This window comes from Curtobacterium sp. VKM Ac-1393 (assembly GCF_015350995.1).
Classification (GTDB): Bacteria; Actinomycetota; Actinomycetes; order Actinomycetales; family Microbacteriaceae; genus Curtobacterium.
Window position 1 is genome coordinate 316,458 of record NZ_JADKRW010000005.1, and the last position, 18,401, is coordinate 334,858.

22 protein-coding genes are annotated in these 18,401 nt (G+C 69.7%); 2 read left to right on the top strand and 20 right to left on the bottom strand.

The features are described 5' to 3' along the window. Positions 1–26: 26 nt before the first annotated feature. The 7 genes from ITJ59_RS13245 to ITJ59_RS13275 all read right to left on the bottom strand — a co-directional run bounded on the left by ITJ59_RS13245 (position 27) and on the right by ITJ59_RS13275 (position 6,716). Positions 27–575: a DivIVA domain-containing protein gene (locus ITJ59_RS13245; RefSeq protein ID WP_194651704.1), complete on the bottom strand. Its 549-nt coding sequence runs from the start codon at positions 573–575 to the stop codon at positions 27–29. An 89-nt stretch (positions 576–664) separates the two neighbouring features. Beyond that, positions 665–1,675, bottom strand: a complete 1,011-nt coding sequence (locus ITJ59_RS13250; protein ID WP_228511477.1) for a phosphatidate cytidylyltransferase — start codon at positions 1,673–1,675, stop codon at positions 665–667. Then, entirely contained in the window at positions 1,675–2,229 is a 555-nt protein-coding gene (gene frr / locus ITJ59_RS13255; protein ID WP_111086089.1) for a ribosome recycling factor, read from the bottom strand. Before frr ends, ITJ59_RS13250 begins: the two co-directional genes overlap by 1 nt. Positions 2,230–2,276: 47 nt before the next feature. Further along, positions 2,277–2,996, bottom strand: a complete 720-nt coding sequence (gene pyrH / locus ITJ59_RS13260) for a UMP kinase (RefSeq protein ID WP_111086088.1) — start codon at positions 2,994–2,996, stop codon at positions 2,277–2,279. Between the two features lie 126 nt (positions 2,997–3,122). After that, the gene (tsf, locus tag ITJ59_RS13265; protein ID WP_111086087.1) at positions 3,123–3,950 is read right to left on the bottom strand and encodes a translation elongation factor Ts; all 828 of its coding nucleotides are present in this window, start codon (positions 3,948–3,950) and stop codon (positions 3,123–3,125) included. Positions 3,951–4,035: 85 nt separating this feature from the next. Next, positions 4,036–4,962 (bottom strand): 30S ribosomal protein S2, encoded by a 927-nt coding sequence (rpsB, locus tag ITJ59_RS13270; RefSeq protein WP_194651705.1) that lies wholly within the window; start codon positions 4,960–4,962, stop codon positions 4,036–4,038. Positions 4,963–5,273: 311 nt separating this feature from the next. After that, entirely contained in the window at positions 5,274–6,716 is a 1,443-nt protein-coding gene (locus ITJ59_RS13275; protein WP_323749498.1) for a sugar porter family MFS transporter, read from the bottom strand. A 339-nt stretch (positions 6,717–7,055) separates the two neighbouring features. On the opposite strand from ITJ59_RS13275, the gene ITJ59_RS13280 reads away from it, so the two are divergent. Further along, positions 7,056–7,637 (top strand): M23 family metallopeptidase, encoded by a 582-nt coding sequence (locus ITJ59_RS13280; RefSeq protein WP_194651707.1) that lies wholly within the window; start codon positions 7,056–7,058, stop codon positions 7,635–7,637. A 324-nt stretch (positions 7,638–7,961) separates the two neighbouring features. Here ITJ59_RS13280 and ITJ59_RS13285 read toward each other — a convergent pair whose 3' ends face one another. From ITJ59_RS13285 to rplS, 9 genes are all read right to left on the bottom strand, one after another. Further along, the gene (locus ITJ59_RS13285) at positions 7,962–8,891 is read right to left on the bottom strand and encodes a tyrosine recombinase XerC (RefSeq protein ID WP_194651709.1); all 930 of its coding nucleotides are present in this window, start codon (positions 8,889–8,891) and stop codon (positions 7,962–7,964) included. Between the two features lie 25 nt (positions 8,892–8,916). After that, the gene (gene dprA / locus ITJ59_RS13290) at positions 8,917–10,164 is read right to left on the bottom strand and encodes a DNA-processing protein DprA (RefSeq protein ID WP_194651711.1); all 1,248 of its coding nucleotides are present in this window, start codon (positions 10,162–10,164) and stop codon (positions 8,917–8,919) included. Beyond that, on the bottom strand, positions 10,161–11,684 hold the full coding sequence (locus ITJ59_RS13295) for a YifB family Mg chelatase-like AAA ATPase (RefSeq protein WP_194651713.1): 1,524 nt from the start codon (positions 11,682–11,684) through the stop codon (positions 10,161–10,163). Before ITJ59_RS13295 ends, dprA begins: the two co-directional genes overlap by 4 nt. Continuing rightward, positions 11,681–12,070, bottom strand: coding sequence for a YraN family protein (locus ITJ59_RS13300; protein ID WP_194651714.1), 390 nt, complete (start codon positions 12,068–12,070; stop codon positions 11,681–11,683). The genes ITJ59_RS13295 and ITJ59_RS13300 overlap by 4 nt, the downstream gene beginning before the upstream one ends. Before the next feature lie 151 nt (positions 12,071–12,221). Then, positions 12,222–12,569, bottom strand: a complete 348-nt coding sequence (locus tag ITJ59_RS13305) for a histone-like nucleoid-structuring protein Lsr2 (RefSeq protein WP_194651716.1) — start codon at positions 12,567–12,569, stop codon at positions 12,222–12,224. 106 nt (positions 12,570–12,675) lie between these two features. Beyond that, a complete protein-coding gene (locus tag ITJ59_RS13310) occupies positions 12,676–12,999 on the bottom strand; it encodes a DUF2469 family protein (protein WP_111086072.1) in 324 nt (107 codons plus the stop codon). A 256-nt stretch (positions 13,000–13,255) separates the two neighbouring features. Continuing rightward, positions 13,256–13,954, bottom strand: coding sequence for a ribonuclease HII (locus tag ITJ59_RS13315; protein ID WP_194651717.1), 699 nt, complete (start codon positions 13,952–13,954; stop codon positions 13,256–13,258). Next, the gene (gene lepB, locus ITJ59_RS13320; protein WP_194651720.1) at positions 13,951–14,694 is read right to left on the bottom strand and encodes a signal peptidase I; all 744 of its coding nucleotides are present in this window, start codon (positions 14,692–14,694) and stop codon (positions 13,951–13,953) included. Before lepB ends, ITJ59_RS13315 begins: the two co-directional genes overlap by 4 nt. Before the next feature lie 133 nt (positions 14,695–14,827). Then, entirely contained in the window at positions 14,828–15,184 is a 357-nt protein-coding gene (rplS, locus tag ITJ59_RS13325) for a 50S ribosomal protein L19 (RefSeq protein WP_123339832.1), read from the bottom strand. A gap of 167 nt (positions 15,185–15,351) precedes the next feature. Here rplS and map point away from each other — a divergent pair, with 167 nt between their 5' ends. Then, the gene (gene map, locus ITJ59_RS13330; protein WP_194651722.1) at positions 15,352–16,143 is read left to right on the top strand and encodes a type I methionyl aminopeptidase; all 792 of its coding nucleotides are present in this window, start codon (positions 15,352–15,354) and stop codon (positions 16,141–16,143) included. A 201-nt stretch (positions 16,144–16,344) separates the two neighbouring features. Here map and trmD read toward each other — a convergent pair whose 3' ends face one another. The 4 genes from trmD to rpsP are packed head-to-tail and all read right to left on the bottom strand — an operon-like array spanning position 16,345 to position 18,261. After that, positions 16,345–17,037, bottom strand: coding sequence for a tRNA (guanosine(37)-N1)-methyltransferase TrmD (trmD, locus tag ITJ59_RS13335; protein WP_194651724.1), 693 nt, complete (start codon positions 17,035–17,037; stop codon positions 16,345–16,347). 5 nt (positions 17,038–17,042) lie between these two features. Next, complete coding sequence (rimM, locus tag ITJ59_RS13340; RefSeq protein WP_194651726.1) at positions 17,043–17,588, bottom strand: ribosome maturation factor RimM; 546 nt, start codon at positions 17,586–17,588, stop codon at positions 17,043–17,045. Between the two features lie 19 nt (positions 17,589–17,607). Further along, positions 17,608–17,844, bottom strand: coding sequence for an RNA-binding protein (locus ITJ59_RS13345; RefSeq protein ID WP_111086067.1), 237 nt, complete (start codon positions 17,842–17,844; stop codon positions 17,608–17,610). A gap of 3 nt (positions 17,845–17,847) precedes the next feature. Then, entirely contained in the window at positions 17,848–18,261 is a 414-nt protein-coding gene (rpsP, locus tag ITJ59_RS13350) for a 30S ribosomal protein S16 (protein ID WP_194651728.1), read from the bottom strand. Between the last annotated feature and the right edge of the window lie 140 nt (positions 18,262–18,401).

Consider the following 18,401-nt stretch of genomic DNA (forward strand, 5'->3'; position numbering starts at 1 on the left):
ACGAAGCACCTGTGCGCAGCGCGTCGTCACCGGACGGCGAGCATGACCTCGACGACGGCGTCCAGCAGGGCGTCCACCTGGGCCTCGCGGTAGCCGCCGTGCTTCGGGCGGAACACGATCGAGCGGACCTCGGTGAGGCTCAACGGCTTGCCCTCGCGGAAGTACCCGCTGAGCCGCGCGGCGAACGCGTCGACGTCCTTCGGGTGGTAGCCGGTGCCGAGCACGCTCACGCGGTGGAACCGCTGACCGTCCGGCCGCTCGAGGCGGTCCACGACGTCGGAGGCCTTGGTACGGGCCTCGGCGTACCAGGCCTTCTGACCGGCATCGCCGATCTCACGCTCCCGCTCGCGGGCGGCGAAGGCGTCCTCGAGCCGCTCGAGCGCCGCGTCGACGTGCGAGGTCGAGTAGCCGCCCTTGCGCATCGAGAACGCGGTGGCACGGATCTTCGCCGCTTCGATCCCCGGGGCGCTGTCGTCGGCGGAGTACGAACGACGAGCGTCCTCGAGGAAACGCTCGACTTCGTCGACGTCGTATCCGAGGGCGGAGCGGGCTGCGGTCGGGAAGGTGGTGGCCACGGCGTCATTCTGCCAGTCCCGACCCGTGGCACAACCTGGACGCGCTGTGGGCGGCGTTCAGGCTGAGCGGCCGGGTCGATCGGTGTCGGTCAGTGGTTGACGATCAGGTAGAGCACGTAGGCGACCGCGGCCGAGGGCAGGATGCTGTCGATGCGGTCGAGCAGCCCGCCGTGTCCCGGCAGGAAGGACGAGATGTCCTTGATGCCGAGGTCGCGCTTGATCATCGACTCGGTCAGGTCGCCCAGGGTCGCGGATCCGGAGATCAGCACTCCGAGCACCACACCGGTCCACCAGGGCAGCCCGAGCATCAGCCAGGCGACGAGGATGCCGACGACGATGCTCGCCGCCACCGACCCGGCGAAGCCCTCCCAGGTCTTCTTCGGGCTGATCCGCGGCGCCATCGGGTGCTTGCCGAGGTTGAGCCCGGTCGCGTACGCGCCGGTGTCGACGGCGACGACCACCAGGATGAAGCCGATCACCCACAGGTTGCCGTCGGGCTGGGCGGACAGGAGCACGACGCAGGCGCCGAGCAGCGAGATGTACGCCTGGACGAACAAGCCGTTCGTGACGTCGCGGAACACGTTGCCCGCCGTCGGCTTCTGCCGCGAGACGGCGACCTCGACCAGTCGCCAGAGGGTGATCAGGACGATGCCGCCGAGCAGCGTGAACAGCGCCGCGACCTGCCCGAGCAGGAACGCCGCGGGCACGATCGCGATCGCGACGGCGACGCTCGGGATCCGCGGGACGTCACGGCCGGCGAAGCGCATGGCGCTCGTCAGCTCGTAGACGCCCACGCCGAGCAGGAACGCCGCCACGACCATGAACGACGGCGGCCAGATGAGGAGCGTGCCGAGCATGACGACGGCGAACGCGAGCGCGATGCCGATCGCCGCCGGCAGGTTCCGCCCGGTCCGCGCCGTCAGGGCCTCGTTGCGCACACCGAAGTCGGCCTTGCGCTGCCGGAGCTGCGCCTCGAAGTCGGTGCGGGCGGCTCGGGCGCGCGCATCGAAGTCCTGGCGGAGCCCCTTCTTCACGGGCCCGGTCTGCTCGGGTCCGTGCTCTGCTGTGGGGCGGTCACCGCCCTGGTCCGGGCGGCGCATCAGACCTCGAGGAGTTCGGCTTCCTTCTTCTTCAGCGACTCGTCGATCTGGTCGACGTGCTTCTTCGTCAGGGCCTCGAGGTCCTTGTCGCCGCGCGAGATCTCGTCGTCGGAGATCTCGCCCTTGAGTGCGTCGAGGTCGTCCTTGGCCTTGCGGCGGATGTTCCGGATGACGACCTTGTGGTCCTCGCCCTTCGTCCGGACGAGCTTGACGAACTCCTTGCGGCGGTCCTTCGTGAGCTCCGGGATCGTCACACGGACGATGTCACCGTCGTTCGTCGGGCTGGCGCCGAGGTTCGGGAACGTGGCGATGGCGCGCTCGATCTCCTTGAGCGCCGTCTTGTCGTACGGCGTCACGATGAGCGTGCGGGCCTCGGGCGTCTGCAGCGACGCGAGCTGCGCGAGCGGCGTCGGCGTGCCGTAGTACTCGACCGGGATCTTCTGGAAGAGCGCCGCGTTGATGCGGCCGGTGCGGACGGTCGAGAAGTCGTCCTTGGCGACCTCGACAGCCTTCGCCATCTTCTCGGTGGCTTCGGTCAGGACATCACTGATCACGGTGTTACTCCTTCGGTACTGGCGTCGAGTCTAGTCAGCACGACGGGTCAGTTGCTGACCACGGTGCCGATGCGTTCGCCGCGGATGGCGGCCTGGACGTTGCCGTCGCCCTCCATGCCGAAGACGTGCATCGGCATGCCGTTGTCCATGCAGAGCGAGAACGCGGTGGCGTCGACGACCTTGAGTCCCTTGAGCAGCGCGTCCTGGTAGGTCACGTGGTGCAGCTTCTCGGCCGTGGCGTCCTTCTTCGGGTCGGCGGTGTAGACGCCGTCGACGCCGTTCTTCGCCACGAGGACCTCGTCGGCCTTGATCTCGAGCGCACGCTGCGCCGCGACCGTGTCGGTGGAGAAGTACGGCAGACCTGCGCCGGCACCGAAGATGACGACCCGGCCCTTCTCGAGGTGCCGCTCGGCGCGCCGCGGGATGTACGGCTCGGCGACCTGGGTCATCGCGATGGCGGACTGCACGCGCGTGGCAGCACCGGCCTGCTCCAGGAAGTCCTGCAGCGCGAGGGCGTTCATCACGGTGCCGAGCATGCCCATGTAGTCGGCGCGGCCACGGTCCATCCCGCGTTGGGAGAGTTCGGCGCCGCGGAAGAAGTTGCCCCCGCCGACGACGATCGCGATCTCGACCTCTCGCGCCGCGACGGCGATCTCCTTGGCGATGGCACCGATCACGTCCGGGTTCACGCCGAGCGATCCGGCGCCGAACGCCTCCCCCGACAGCTTCAGCAGTACGCGGCGTCGTCCGGTCTTCTCGTCGGTCATCTGATCGCACCCTTCGTCGTGGTCTCGTGGAAATGTACTCGCGGATGTGTCGCGTGTGTGTCGCGCCCGTGGGCGCGAAAAACGGGGCCAGGAACCTGGTTGGTTCCTGACCCCGTCACGGGTTCGTTACGCGCCGACCTTGACGCGGGCGAAGCCCTGGATCGTGATGCCGGCGTTCTCGGCGGCCTTCGCGACGGAGATCTTGTTGTCCTTCGCGTAGTCCTGGTCGAGCAGCGACACCTGCTTGATGTAGGCGTTCACCCGACCCTCGACGATCTTCGGGAGCGCAGCCTCGGGCTTGCCCTCTTCGCGCGTGATCGCCTCGACGGTCGCACGCTCCTTGGCGATCTCGTCGGCCGGGACCTCGTCGCGCGTCAGGTACGTCGGGTTCGCGAACGCGACGTGCTGGGCGATCGAACGGGCCTCAGCCGCGTTGTCACCCTCGTACGCGATGACGACGGCGATCTGCGGCGGCAGGTCCTGGCTGGTCTTGTGCAGGTAGATCTCGAAGGCCGAGCCCTCGACACGGCGGACCGTGCGGACCTCGAGCTTCTCGCCCAGCGCGGCAGCCGACTCGTTGACGACCTCGAGGACGGTCTTGCCGTCGACGGGGGCGGCGTTCGCGGCGGCGACGTCAGCTGCACCGGCGGCCGCGACGGCCCCGAGCACCTTGTCGGCCAGCGTCGTGAACTTCTCGTTCTTCGCGACGAAGTCGGTCTCGCTCGCGAGCTCGACGACCGTGGCGGCGCCGTTCTCGGAGCTGGCGACGACGACGCCCTCGGAGGTGGCACGGTCGTCGCGCTTGGCGACGGCCTTCGCACCCTTGATGCGGAGCAGCTCGACGGCCTTGTCGTAGTCGCCGTCGGCCTCGACGAGCGCGTTCTTCGCGTCCATCATGCCGGCGCCGAGGTCCTCGCGGAGCTTCTTCACGTCAGCAGCGGTGAAGTTTGCCATTGACTGTCCTTTCTGGACGGTACGTGTGTGGAGAGTGGTGGTGACGCAGGCGCCGGACCCGATCGGGTCCGGCGCCTGCGACGGGTCACTCGGCGGGGGTGGTCTCCGCGGCTGCCTCGGCCTCGGCCGTCGGCTCCGCGTTCTTCGCGTCGTCGGCGATCGGCTCGCCGATCTCCTTCGCGGCGACCTGCGCGTCAGCGTCGTTCTCCTCGACCGGCACAGCGGTCTCGGCGGGCGTCTCGGTCGTGGCGGCGGCCTCGCCACCGAGGAGCTCCTGCTCCCATTCGGCGAGGGGCTCTGCGGCCTCTTCGTCGTCGCCACCGTTGTGACGGGTCTTCAGGCCCTCGGCCGCGGCGTCGGCGACGATGCGGGTCAGGAGGCCGACGGAGCGGATCGCGTCGTCGTTGCCCGGGATCGGGTACGTGATCTCGTCGGGGTCGCAGTTGGTGTCGAGGATGCCGATGATCGGGATACCGAGCTTCTGCGCCTCGTCGACGGCGAGGTGCTCCTTCTTGGTGTCGACGATCCAGAGCGCGCTCGGGGTCCGCGTGAGGTTGCGGATACCACCGAGGGTCTTGTGGAGCTTGTCCAGCTCGCGCTTCTTGATGAGGAGCTCCTTCTTGGTGAAGCCCTTCGTCGTGTCGTCGAAGTCGATCTCCTCGAGCTCCTTCATGCGCGCGAGGCGCTTGGAGACCGTCTGGAAGTTCGTGAGCAGACCGCCGAGCCAACGCTGGTTGACGTACGGCTGGCCGACGCGGGTCGCCTGCTCGGCGATGGAGCCCTGCGCCTGCTTCTTGGTGCCCACGAAGAGGATCGTGCCACCGTGCGCGACCGTCTCCTTGACGAAGTCGTACGCGCGGTCGATGAAGGCCAGCGACTGCTGCAGGTCGATGATGTGGATGCCCGAGCGCTCGGCGAGGATGAAGCGCTTCACCTTCGGGTTCCACCGACGGGTCTGGTGTCCGAAGTGGACGCCGCTGTCGAGCAGCTGGCGGATGGTGACGACGGCCATGTGCCGTCCTCCTTCTGTGTTCTCGGCGCACAGCTGCGCTGTGCCCCTGTTGCGGTTGTGTCGAGCACGACCGGAGGTCGTGATCCCTGGTGCCCTGGCACGCGACCGCCCGCTCGTGAGAGCGGGACCGGTGGTCGGGTCCCGGGTCGGAGACGGCGAACCGTTGACGACCCTGTGGACACGCGAAGTCAGCGCGCATCAGCGCACTGCTGGAGAAATGCTAGCAGACAGGAGGCCCGGATCACGCGCGCCGATCGGCTGACGTGATCCGGGCCTCCTGTCCGGTGATCCGGCGGATCAGGAGGACCTGGTCAGGCCTTGGCCTGCACCGTGTCGCCCTCGGCGGAGATGCCCATCTCCTCGAGCGAGCGCCCCTTGGTCTCGGGGATCTTCGCGATGACGAAGAAGAACGAGATCAGCGCGAACAGCGCGTAGATGCCGTAGGTGACCGTCAGGTTGAAACCGGACAGCACCGGGAAGGTGATGGTGACGATGAAGTTCGCGACCCAGTTGGCCGCCGAGCCGATGCCGAGCGCCGTGGCACGGATGCGGTTCGGGAACATCTCGCCGAGCAGCACCCACATGAGCGGGCCCCACGTCGCGCCGAACGACACGACGAACAGGTTCGCGAAGATGAGCGCGATGACGCCCCAGGAGCCGGGCAGGCTCGGGTTGCCGTCGACGATCGTGGACTGCGAGAACGCGATCGCGACCATCGCCAGCGACACGAACATGCCTGCGGAACCGGTCACGAGCAACGGCTTCCGACCGACCTTGTCGACCAGGAAGATCGCGATGAACGTGACCGCGACGTTGACCACCGAGGTGATCGTCGAGATGAGGAACGAGTCGCTCTCCTTGAACCCGACGGCCTGCCAGAGCGTCGTCGAGTAGTAGAAGATCACGTTGATGCCGACGAACTGCTGCAGGACGGCCAGGATGATGCCGACCCAGACGATGGGCTGCAGACCGAAACGGTTGCCGCGGATGGAGCCCTTCTTCTCGTTGGCTTCCTTCTTGATGCCGTCCTGGATCTCCTCCAGGCTCGTGTTGACGGTCTCGCGCGGCACGATCTTCGTCATGACCTCGCGTGCGTCCTCGGTCCGACCCTTGGCGAGCAGGTACCGCGGCGACTCCGGCAGCGTGATGGCCAGGATGCCGTAGACGACCGACGGGATCACGCCGACCAGGAACATCCAGCGCCAGGCCGGCAGGCCGAAGACCTCAGCCGATGCGCTGCCCGCCGTGACCGCGAAGAACTGGTCGGACAGCAGCGCGGCGAAGATACCGAGCGTGATGGCGAGCTGCTGGAACGAGGCCAGCCGCCCACGGATGGCCTTCGGCGAGACCTCGGAGATGTACGCCGGCGCGATGACCGACGCCGTGCCGATGCCGAGACCGCCGACGAGGCGCCACAGGACGAAGTCCCACGTGGCGAACGCGAAGCCGGAACCGATCGACGACACGAGGAAGAGCACGGCGGCCCAGAACATCACGCGGGTGCGGCCCCAGCGGTCCGCGAGACGACCGGCGAAGAAGGCACCGAACGCACAGCCGATCAGGGCGGACGCGACCGCGAAGCCGCTGGCCGCCTCGGACAGGCCGAACTCGCCCTTGATGGCCTCGACGGCGCCGTTGATGACCGACGAGTCGAAACCGAAGAGGAAACCGCCCACCGCTGCTGCGATGGCGAATGCGGTGACCTTCCCCTTGAACGCACGGTCCTCGCCGTGCCCGGTGGCTGTGTTGGACACGATGCTCCTGGGTTCTGCCGCCGTGCGGGATGCTGCACGGTGCCCCGGCGGTCGGCTCGTTCGCCGTCCGAGCGGCGTTGCGTGGTCCGGAGCGGCCCCGACTGTACTCCTCGTGGGGGATGTGGTCATAACCGGGTGCGTCCGGTGGCGGGGGCGGGGGCGCGCACGATCTTTCCGACATTCCACGCGTTGATCACCTCGTGCTTCGTCGCAAGACGCGTCCACATGCTCGTTCGTTGCGGTTGCGTCGTCCCTCCACAGGCCGGGAGGCCCGCCCCACCCTCCACGGACCGCCTCACCTCGGTCGTGTGGCCGGCCCCAGCCGGACAGAGTGGCGGCATGCTCCTGTTCCCCGGCTCCGGCACCCGGCTGCCCCCGGTCGTCACGATGGTGGTGGTGATCGGGGCGTTCGGGGTGGCCACCGCGTCGTTGCCCACACCCGGGCCCGCGCCGGAGGACGTGCGCGACCACCGGGAGCGCTCGGCGGCGGCTCGTGCTGCCGAGCCGTGGGTCTGGCCGACCGGCACGCGGGTGGTCGAGCGCGGGTGGGAGCCGCCGTCCGACGACTACGCCGCCGGTCACCGAGGAATCGACGTGCCGGCGCCGCTCGGTACGACTGCAGCGGCGGTCGACGACGGCACGGTGGCGTTCGCCGGAACGGTGGGCGGCAGGAGCGTCGTGACCGTCGACCACGGCGGCGGGCTCGTCAGCACCCTCGACTCGGTGCAGCCGCTCGTCGCTGCCGGCGACCACGTCCGACAGGGTGATCCGGTCGGCCGGGTGTCCGTGGGGCATTGCCCGGCCTCGGCTCCCTGTCTGCACCTCGGCGCTCGGGTCGACGGCCGCTACGTGGACCCGACGTCGTACCTTCCCCCGGCCGAGTGGCCCGTCCTGTTGCCGGAGTCCGCTTGGCCGGGGTGAGCGTCGGCGACGGGCGACGTGCGACGGGCGACGTGCGATGGCCCGCTGACTGGCCGGGTGCGTGGGCAAGCGTCAGGCGCGTCAGGCGCGTCAGGCGCGTCGCAACTCCACGACGGCGCAGCGCCACGCCGGTGCTACCGTGCCGCCGGTCGCTCGGTCGCGCCGTTCCAACGTTCCGGCGCCGCGCGGTCGTACGAACGGACGGCGCCGGTCCGGCGGTCGCTCGACGCCGGCCGGTCGTTCCCTCGGCGCCGGTCCGGCGATCGCTCGGCGCCGGTCCGGCGATCACGCGCGGGGCGCGGCGCCGGTCCGACGGACACGGCGTCAGGCGCGCGGGTGTGCCGTCCGGTAGACCTCGCGCAGCCGTGCTGAGGACACGTGCGTGTAGATCTGCGTGGTCCCGAGGCTCGCGTGCCCGAGGAGTTCCTGCACCGCCCGCAGGTCCGCTCCCCCGTCGAGCAGGTGCGTCGCCGCGGTGTGCCGGAAGGTGTGCGGACCGCTCGGCCCCTCGCCGGGCAGGTCGCCCAGCAAACGGGCGACGACCCGGTACGCACTGCGGACCCCGAGTCGGCCGCCCCGATCGCCGAGGAACAGCGCGGGGCTCGCGACCTCTGCCCGGGCCGCGAGGGCCGGGCGACCGCGCGCGGTCCACGCTTCGAGGGCGTCGCGTGCCGGAACACCGAACGGGACGACCCGCTCCTTGCCGCCCTTGCCGAGCACCCGGACCGTGAGCCGCCCGCGGTCGACGTCCGTGACGTCGACGCCCACGAGTTCGCTCACCCGGATAGCCGCCGCGTACAACAGCTCGACGAGCGCCAGGTCTCTGACCGCTGTCGGGTCGTCCGTGGCAGCGCGAGCGCCGAGCCCGTCGAGCATCACGCGCACCTGGTCGGCCGACACCACCCGCGGCAGGTGCGACCCGCCCTTCGGTGCACGGAGTCTGACTCCAGCATCGGAGGAGGTCACCCCGGTCTCGCTCGCCCACCGGGTGAACGCTCGCACCGACGACGACCGGCGGGCGATCGTCGACCGTGCGAGCCCACGCTGGTCGGCCTGCCACAACCAGTCGCGGAGGAGCTCGAGGTCGACCCCGTCGATGCCCGCGATGCCTCGCTCGGCTGCGAACGAGACGAACTGCTCGAGGTCGTTCGCGTAGGCACGCAGGGTCTGCTCGCTGAGTCCCCTGGCGTGCCGAGCATGCCCGAGGAAGGCGTCCACCGCCGCCACGAGTCGCCCGTCCGTCCGCTCCGCCACGTCGTCAGCGTACGGCGGGCCGCTGTCACGACCGCCCCCACCCGCCGCTGCCGTGCACCACGAGGCCCTGGAGCTGTGCGAGGGCGAGGGCGTCGACCACCTCGGCCACCGACAGCCCGGACCGCCGTGCGATCTCGGTCTCCGGCAGGGCGCGACGACCGAGCGCATCGATGACTCGGACGACCTCGGGGTCCCGCTCCACTGACGCGATCGGCTCGTCGGGCACCGCGGACGTGCCGGCTGCGGCCAAAGGACGCATCGCGGCGACCGGATCGCCGGGGTGCACGACCAGCTCTGCACGCCCCTGCGCGACCAACCGGTGGCACCCCACTGACGCCGAGGACGCGAACGCGCCGGGAACGGCGAACACCGCCCGGCCGAGCTGCCCGGCGTGGTGCGCGGTGTTGAGCGCTCCGGACCTGGCGCCGGCCTCGACCACGACCGTGGCGTCGGCGAGTGCGGCGATCAAACGGTTCCGGGCCAGGAACCGCCACCGCGTCGGTCGTGTGCCCGGTGCGGACTCCGCCAGCAGGGCTCCCTGCCGGGCGACGTTCCGGAGCAGCTGCACGTTGCCCGCCGGGTAGAGCTGGTCGATGCCCCCGGCCAGGACCGCGACCGTCGGAGTCCCCGCGGCGATCGCCACCCGGTGCGCAACCGCGTCGATGCCGTAGGCCCCGCCGCTGACGATCGTGCACCCAGCGTCCGCCGCCGTCGACGTGATCTCGGCGGCGGCCTCGGCACCGGCGACGGTGTTCGCCCGCGACCCGACCACGGCCAGAACGGGCGTGCTGTCCACGACGTGCTCCGTCGCGGTGCGCGCCCAGAGCACGAGCGGCGCGTGCGGGCCGAGGTCGTCGAGCGCCGTCGGCCATCCGGCGCCGCCGGGTACGAGCAACCGTCCGCCGACTGCTTCTGCCGATGCCACGACGTCACCGACGTCGGACCGGGCCAGCCGCGGGCGCCACCGGTCGATCGCCGAGTGCAGGACAGCGCCGAACGCGTCAGCGTCCTCCGACCCGGGCACCCCGGCCTCGACGCAGCCGTCCAGCAGCTCGACGAACTCTCCGTCTGCCGCCAGCAGCACCGAGCCGAGCGCGCGTTCGGGTCCGAGTGACGCCATCAGTTCACCGGCGACCGCGTCTCCTGGCTCCACGATCACGGACCACGCGACCCTGGCGGCGGTGTCGACGGGATCCGATGCGCCGTCCGGTCCGAGAACCCGCCGGACGGCGGCGAGCAACTCACCGGGGTGCCCGGACCGGGCGCCGCTCACAGTGCACTCCGCAGCGCGAGCGCGCCGCGGACGTGCGACCCGGTCGGCCGTTCGGCCGCTTCGAGATCGGCGAGCGTCCACGCCAGGCGCATCACGCGGTCCCAGCCGCGCATGGTCAGGGTGCCGAGGTCGAGCGCCCGGTCGAGCTCGGTGGTCGATCCCGGCTCGATGCGTCCGTCAGCACGCAGCCACGCTCCGGTGACCTCGGCGTTCTTCGTCCATCCGGTCCCCCGCAGCCGCGCGGACATCCGCGCCCGAGCCGCAGTGACCCAGGCGCGAGCCTCCGCCGTCGTCGGGGTACCCCCGTCGGCGCCGCGCATCTTGCCGGTCGTCACCCGGGGGACGAGCACCCGGATGTCCATGCGGTCGAGCAGCGGTCCGGACATGCGCCCGAGGTAGCGGCGGACAGCGCTCGGTGGGCACTCGCAGGGCTGCCCGTGTGCACCGCCGGCGTTGCCGCACGGACAGGGGTTGGCCGCGAGCACGACCTGACACCGTGCCGGGAACTCGGCGGCACCAGCAGCGCGGTGGATCGTGATGCGGCCGGACTCCAGGGGCTGGCGGAGGGCGTCGAGCACCACACGTGGGAACTCGGGCGCTTCGTCGAGGAACAGGATGCCACCGGTCGCCCGCGACACCGCTCCGGGGCGCAGCACTCCCGAGCCGCCCCCGATCAGCGAGACCGCCGAGGCGGAGTGGTGCGGTGCCTCCCACGGGGGCTTCGTGCTCCACGACGCCGGACCGAGTCCGGCGACCGAACGAACGGCAGCGACCTCGAGCGCGGTCTCGTCGTCGAGGTCCGGCAAGAGCCCGGGTAGTCGCTCGGCGAGCATCGTCTTGCCGGCACCGGGCGGACCGAGCAGGAGTGCGTGGTGCCCTCCTGCCGCCGCCGCGACGACCGCGCGCACACCGATCGGGTTGCCCACGACGTCCGCCAGCTCGGCCACCGGGCGCAGGACCGACGGGACGGGGATCGGCAGCACCGCATCGACCTCGACGGGCGGCAGGAGCGCTCCGGCGTCGATCGCGGCGGCTCGGAGCGAGTCGACCCCGGTGGTCCGCACACCGCCGACCACGCGGGCCTCCGGCAGGTTGCCGACGGGGAGCACCACCCGGTCGACCCCGGCCTCGCGGGCAGCGAGCAGCATCGGGATCACACCGGCGACCGGTCGGACCCGACCGTCCAGACCGAGCTCGCCGATGTACACGATGCGCTCGCTCACGTCGGGGGCGAGTCCGGCCCCGGCGAGCACGGCCATCGCGATCGCCAGGTCGAACCCGGACCCGCGCTTCGGGATGGCCGCCGGTGTCAGGTTCACCGTGATGCGGCGAGCGGGCAGGGGGCACCCGGCGTTCGCAGCGGCGGCGCGCACCCGCTCGCGGGCTTCGCCGAGGGAGGTGTCGGGGAGCCCGATGATGCTGAAGGCCGGCAGCTGGCTGGTGAGGTGGGCCTCCACCTCGATCCGACGTCCGGTGACACCGAGCAGGGCCACGGCAGCGGCGCGCCCGATGCCCGTCACAGCACACCAGCCAGGTGCTCCACCACGGTCCGGGGTCCGTCGACGTGCACCGCGACGACGTCGACGCGGACGGCCTCCGCCGACACTCCGGGGTGGGCGTCGAACCACGCGGGCACGAGTCGCCGCATCCGCGCAGCCTTCATCGCAGTGATCGCTTCGAACGGGTGCCCGGTCGTCGTTCCGGACCGTGTCTTCACCTCGATGAACGCGAGCGTGCGGGAATCCCACGCGATGATGTCGACCTCGCCGCGCGCGCATCGCCAGTTCCGCTCGATCACGCGGAATCCCCGCCGCTGCAGCCACGCCACCGCCCGGTCTTCTCCGAAACGCCCGAGGCGGCCGTTCCGGAGGGAGCGTCCTGGTGGTCCTTGCACCTTCTGTTCCATGTCGTTGCCTCCACCACAACGATCGCTCGTACGACAACGGTGCAGGGCGACGACGACGAGTCTGTGGAATCAGCCTGGGGCTCTCACCGTTGGGGAGGAATGACGAAGGACCCGGGTGATCGTGATCACCCGGGTCCTTCGGAGCAACGGCTCAGTGTGCGGCTGCGTACGCTTCCTGCACCTGCGTCGAGATACGACCACGGGTCGAGACCTCGTACCCGTTCTCCTTGGCCCATTCTCGGATCTTGCCCAGTTCTTCCGAGTTGCCGCGCTTCGGCGCGGACTTCGGCGCAGTACCAGCGGTGCGACGACCGGACACCTTGCGTGCTGCGGCGATGTAATCGGAGATCGCCTCGCGGAACTTGTCGACGTTGTCGTTCGTCAGGTCGATCTCGTAGGACGAACCGTCGAAACCGAATTCGACCGTACGGCCTTCACCGGTGGTGATGGGGGAATCGTCGAGGTCGTCGACGAGCTGGACGGTGACCTTCTGTGCCATGCGCGGCTCCTGTTCAGTGGACGGGGAAATCCCGTCCAGAATAGCGCGCGCAATTACAGATCGTCACCGATCACCGGCGATTCACCGAATGCACCGGAATTGACGATCACTCGTCGAGTGCGAGTTCCTTCGGGAGTTCGAGTTCTCGCGACGTCAGTTCTTCGACATTCACGTCCTTGAACGTGAGGACGCGGACGCCCTTCACGAACCGATCGGAACGGTAGACGTCCCAGACCCAGACGTCGTTCATCGTCAGTTCGAAGTAGAAGTCGTGCTCGGTGTCGCGGCGCACGAGTTCGACCTCGTTCGCCAGGTAGAAACGCCGCTCGGTCTCGACCACGTAGCGGAACTGCGACACCACGTCGCGGTACTCGCGGTACAGGGCCAGCTCGACCTCGCGGTCGTAGTCGTCGAATTCGTCCTCATCCATTGCGCCCACAGTCTACGGCGACACTCGCAGCAGCGCGCGACAGCTGCTCGAGCATGGCCATCCGTTCCACGTCGAGCGCATCGAGGTTCCACGACATGCCGGGTGCGTTCCACCGAGGTTCCGAGACCGCGCCGGACGTTCGCCGAGATGCCGAGATTTCGGAACCTCGGGGCTGGCGGGGCGGGCCGGCGGACCGGGGCGGGGCGGGCCAGCCAGCGCAGCGCAGGGCAGCGCAGGCGCGCGGACCGCTGCCGGGTCAGCCGACCAGCGCGTCGAAACCGTCCAACGACACGCTCGACGCCTGGTGCAGCCACGACTTGCGGTGCAGCGCGTGCGCCCCGACCGTGCGGATCGCGTCGTAGTGGGCGGTCGACCCGTAGCCCTTGTTCGATGCCCAGGCGTAGTGCGGCGCATCGTCGTGCGCAGCGATCATCAGGGTGTCCCGTGCGACCTTCGCCACGATCGACGCCGCGGCGACCGATGCGCAGTCCCGGTCGGCCTTGACCTGCACGACGACCTCGAGCGGGTCCGTCGTCGGCCGGAGCGAGGCGGGCACGGCTCGGGACAGCCAGTCGAACGAACCATCCAGCACGACCACGGCCCCGTCGAGCGACAGCCCCTCGGCCACCAACGACTCGAGCGCTTGCGCACCCGCGAGACCGAGCGCCGGCACGATCCCCTGCTGGTCGACGTACTCGGCCGAGGCCATGCCCACGGCGGTGCGCGCCCACCGTGTGACGACGGGCACCAGGTCCGTGCGTCGGGTGGCCGACAGCAGCTTCGAGTCGGCCAGGCCCTGTGGCACCCGCCCGACGTCGATGGTCACGGCTGCGACCCCCACGCCCACTGGCCCGGCGATGGCACCGCGTCCGACCTCGTCCATGCCGATGACCGTGACACGGCCTTCGGCCAGCAGGCGCTTCTCGACCCGCAGCGACGGACGGACGACGGTCACTGGTCGCGCTCCTCCACCCCGGCGAACACCTCGGGGTGGTCGTCGAGCCAGGTCCAGCGGCTCGTCGGCCACGAGATCACGAAGGCACGACCGGTGACGTCGGACAGCGGCACGAAGCCCTTCGAGGGCGTGTCCCCGTTGTACCGGGAGTCCTTCGAGTCGTTGCGGTTGTCGCCCATCACCCAGATGGTGCCCTTCGGCACGGTGACGGAGAAGTCCGTCGCCGACGCCGGAGCCCCGGCCGGCAGCTTGAGGTACGGCTCCTTGATCGGCACACCGTTCACCGACATCTGCCCGAGGTCGTTGCAGCACGAGACCTTGTCGCCCGGCAGACCGATCACGCGCTTGATCAGATGGTCGTCGCTGTCACCGGTGCCGAGACCGATCTGCGTCAGCACCCAGTCGATCGCCTTGGCGGGCTGGGTGTCCGGCGTCACGCTCGGCACCTCGGAGCCGGCGAGCCATCCGCCCGGGTCCTTGAACACGACGACGTCGCCGCGCTTCAGCGCGACCATGCCCGGAACGAGTTCGTTGACGATCACGCGGTCGTTGATCTGCAGCGTGTTCTCCATCGATGCCGAGGGGATGTAGAACGAGCGGATCAGGAACGTCTTGACCAGGAACGACACGAGCAGTGCCGCGATGAAGATGATGACGAGGTCGCGGAGGAATGTGAGGACCCCGTTGCGCTGTTTCTCGGGCCGGGGCCTGCGCCCGGGTTCCTCTGTCGTGTCCGTCATTTCCGCTCTCGTTCACACCGCGTCCGCCCGGGTTCAGCGGGCGCAAAGGGAAAGCCCCCCGTCGATGCACAACCGTACATCGGCGAGGGGCTGACAGCGGCCTCCGGCTCGCGGACGCTCACTGTGAAGGCGATCAGGCGTCGCGCTTCTCCTTGATCTTGCGGCGGGCCGCCTTGCCACGCAGTTCGCGCAGGTAGTAGAGCTTCGCGCGACGGACGTCACCCTTGGTGACGATCTCGATGTGGTCGATGATCGGCGAGTGCACCGGGAACCAGCGCTCGACGCCGACCTGGAAGCTCACCTTGCGGACCTTGAAGGTCTCACCGATGCCGTGGCCCTGACGGCCGATGACGACACCCTGGAAGACCTGGATACGCGAGCGCGTGCCTTCGACGATGTTCACGTGCACCTTGATGGTGTCACCGGCGCGGAAGTCCGGGACGTCGGTCCGCAGCGATGCTGCGTCGACGTTGTCGAGGAGCTGGCTCATGGCTGTTCTACTCTCTGCGGACGCACACGGGTCGCCGCGGATCGATGTCTGATGAAGTGGTGGTGCGTGCCCGGTGTCGGCGACTCCCCCGTGGCAGAGTCCAGCCAGGGCACAGCGTTCAATACTGCCACACGGAACGCGGGACGCAAAACAGCGAGGATGGACCCATGATCGAACTGCGCACCCCCGCCGAACTGGACGGCCTGCGCGTCGCCGGTCGGTTCGTGGCCGACGTCCTCGACGAGTTGCTCGACACCGTCGACGTGGGCGTGAACCTGCTGGAACTGGACCGCGTCGCCGCACGGATGATCGCCGACCGCGGTGCCGAGAGCTGCTACGTCGACTACCACCCGTCGTTCGGCAAGTCCCCGTTCGGCAAGAACCTCTGCACGTCGGTGAACGACGCTGCGCTGCACGGCCTGCCCTCCGACCACGTGCTGCAGGACGGCGACCTGGTCAGCCTCGACTTCGCCGCGAGCGTCGACGGTTGGGTCGCGGACTCCGCGGTGTCGGTGCAGGTCGGGACTCCCCGTGACGAGGACCAGACCCTCATCGCGACCGTCGAGCGCGCCCTGGCCGCGGGCATCGCGCAGGCGTCGCCCGGCAACAAGCTCGGCGACGTCTCGCACGCGATCGGGCAGGTCGCGCGCGAAGCGGGCTACGGCGTCAACCTGCAGTTCGGCGGCCACGGCGTCGGCCGCACGATGCACGGCGACCCGCACGTACCGAACGACGGCCGCCCGGGCCGCGGCCTGAAGCTCCGTCCGGGCCTGGTGGTCGCGATCGAGCCGTGGCTGATGCAGGGCACCGACGAGCTCTTCCAGGACGACGACGGCTGGACGCTCAAGAGCGTCGACGGCTCACGTGCTGCACACGTCGAGCACACCGTCGCGGTCACCGAGCACGGACCCGAGGTCCTGACCCTGCGTCGCGCCCAGCGCGCCAGCGCAACCAGCTGACGGACGGGAGGCACGGTGCGGCCCCGCTCCGCGCCTCCCGTCCGTCACTGGTCGCGACCAGTGCCCCGAAGCGACAGATCTCGGCTGCGGCCGCCTTCACGTGCGCCACAGCGACAGTTGCCCGCGGATGTTCCGCGGCAGACTGTCGCTTTCGCGAAAGCGAAGACGACAGCGACAGCGACAGCGACAGCGACAAGCCGGTCAGGCAGGCGGCAGCAGGTCCGGCCGGACGCGCCGCGTCCGCTCCACCTGCTGCTCGTGCCGCCAGGCACCGACCCGCGCGTGGTGCCCGCTGAGCAACACGTCGGGGACGTCGAAGCCGCGCCAGGACGCGGGCTTCGTGTACGAGGGGTACTCGAGCAGACCGTCCTCGTGGGACTCCTCGACCAGCGACTCGGGGTTGCCGACGACGCCGGGGACGAGTCGTCCGACGGCCTCGATCATGGCCATCGCCGCGACCTCGCCGCCGTTCAGCACGTAGTCGCCGAGCGAGAGCTCGACGACGGTGGCGTGTGACGACGCCCACTCGAAGACCCGGGCGTCGATGCCCTCGTACCGCCCGCAGGCGAAGACGAGGTGTTCGGAGGTCGAGGCGAGCGAGCGGGCGATCGACTGCGTGAACCGCGTGCCGGCCGGAGTCGGGACGACCAGCGTCGACGAGCCGTCCGGCCGGAACAGCGACTCCAGTGCGAGCGCCCAGGACTCCGGCTTCATCACCATGCCGGCGCCGCCGCCGTACGGGGTGTCGTCGACGGTGCGGTGCCGGTCGGTCGTCCAAGAGCGCAGGTCGTGCACGTGCAGGTCGAGCAGCCCACCGGAGCGGGCCTTGCCGAGCAGGGACACGTCCAACACGGAGAAGAACTCCGGGAAGATCGTGACGATGTCGATGCGCACGGTCGCTAGTCCGTGACCGTCTCGGGCCGCGATGTGTCCTCGGGGTCCTCGAACAAGCCCTGCGGCGGCGTGACCGTCACGGTGCCGGCGGCGATGTCCACCGCGGGCACGATCGCCGCGACGAACGGCACGAGAACCTCGCCGCGCGACGGCGTGTCGATCGCGAGCAGGTCCTGCGCCGGCATGTGGTCGACACGGGCGACGGTGCCGACCTCGACGCCGTCGCGCAGGACCTTCAGGCCGACGAGCTGGTGGTCGTACCAGGCGTCGTCCTCACCGGTCTCGGCGTCGGCGTCCTGCTCGACCCAGAGGATGATCCGGGCGAGCGACTCGGCGCCGGTGCGGTCGTCGATCCCGGCGAAGAACGCGACCGGGTGACCGTTGTACCAGCGGAGTTCGTCCAGCTCGAGGGTCTTCCCCGACCACGGTGAGTCGTCGGGGACCTGGAGCGTGAACGTGGCACCGGGGGTGAACCGACGATCCGGGTCGTCGGTGTAGAGCTCGAGCTTGATGCCGCCCTTGAGCCCGTGTGCCTTCGTGATTCGACCCACCCGGAGCTGGGTCGTCTCCCTAGGAATCGGTGTCGACCACGTCGACCCGCACACGCTTGCCGTCGGCCAGGGCCGAGACGAGGGTGCGGAGTGCCTTGGCGGTCCGCCCGGCACGACCGATCACGCGGCCGAGGTCCTCGGGGTGCACGCGCACCTCGAGGACCTCGCCCCGCGGGGAGGTGGAACTGGCGACGCGCACGTCGTCAGGGTGATCGACGATCCCCTTGACGAGGTGCGTCAGCGCGGATTCGAGCAAGGACTACGCCTCGGTCGTCTCGTCGGCGGTCTCGGCGTCGTCGGCCTTGGCTGCGGGAGCCTTCTTCTCCGACTTCGGCTTCAGGACGGCCTTCTTCGAGGAGTCGACCTGGAAGGCCTGCTTCGGCTCGGCGACCTTGACCTTGGACGCGGTGTCCTTCTCGCCCTTGAACTTGGCCCAGTCGCCGGTCAGCTTGAGGAGGGCCGCGACCTGCTCGGTCGGCTGCGCGCCGACGCCGAGCCAGTAGAGCGCACGCTCGGACTCGATCTTGATGACCGAGGGCTCCTCGGTCGGGTGGTACTGACCGATCTCCTCGAGGACACGACCATCGCGCTTGGTGCGCGAGTCGGCGACGACGATGCGGTAGTAGGGCGCACGGATCTTACCGAGACGCTTCAGACGGATCTTGACAGCCACAATTGCTCCTGTTTGCTTACGTTGTGGTTGAACCGGAACCGCGGGCGTGGGGGCACACACGGTGAAAGCTCGAGAGAGATCGCTCACAGCTGGATAGAGGGTCGAGCTGCGGCGATTCGACCGTTCATTCTTACAGATTC

Bases quoted from the DNA above. Each gene is read 5' to 3' on its own strand.
- rpsB (WP_194651705.1), bottom strand. From the start codon at position 4,962: ATGGCCGTCGTCACCATCCGCCAGCTGCTCGACAGCGGCGTCCACTTC.
- map (WP_194651722.1), top strand. From the start codon at position 15,352: ATGATCGAACTGCGCACCCCCGCCGAACTGGACGGCCTGCGCGTCGCC.
- ITJ59_RS13300 (WP_194651714.1), bottom strand. From the start codon at position 12,070: ATGGAACAGAAGGTGCAAGGACCACCAGGACGCTCCCTCCGGAACGGC.
- lepB (WP_194651720.1), bottom strand. From the start codon at position 14,694: ATGACGGACACGACAGAGGAACCCGGGCGCAGGCCCCGGCCCGAGAAA.
- ITJ59_RS13250 (WP_228511477.1), bottom strand. From the start codon at position 1,675: ATGCGCCGCCCGGACCAGGGCGGTGACCGCCCCACAGCAGAGCACGGA.
- pyrH (WP_111086088.1), bottom strand. From the start codon at position 2,996: ATGACCGACGAGAAGACCGGACGACGCCGCGTACTGCTGAAGCTGTCG.
- ITJ59_RS13305 (WP_194651716.1), bottom strand. From the start codon at position 12,569: ATGGCACAGAAGGTCACCGTCCAGCTCGTCGACGACCTCGACGATTCC.
- tsf (WP_111086087.1), bottom strand. From the start codon at position 3,950: ATGGCAAACTTCACCGCTGCTGACGTGAAGAAGCTCCGCGAGGACCTC.
- ITJ59_RS13280 (WP_194651707.1), top strand. From the start codon at position 7,056: ATGCTCCTGTTCCCCGGCTCCGGCACCCGGCTGCCCCCGGTCGTCACG.
- ITJ59_RS13310 (WP_111086072.1), bottom strand. From the start codon at position 12,999: ATGGATGAGGACGAATTCGACGACTACGACCGCGAGGTCGAGCTGGCC.
- rplS (WP_123339832.1), bottom strand. From the start codon at position 15,184: ATGAGCCAGCTCCTCGACAACGTCGACGCAGCATCGCTGCGGACCGAC.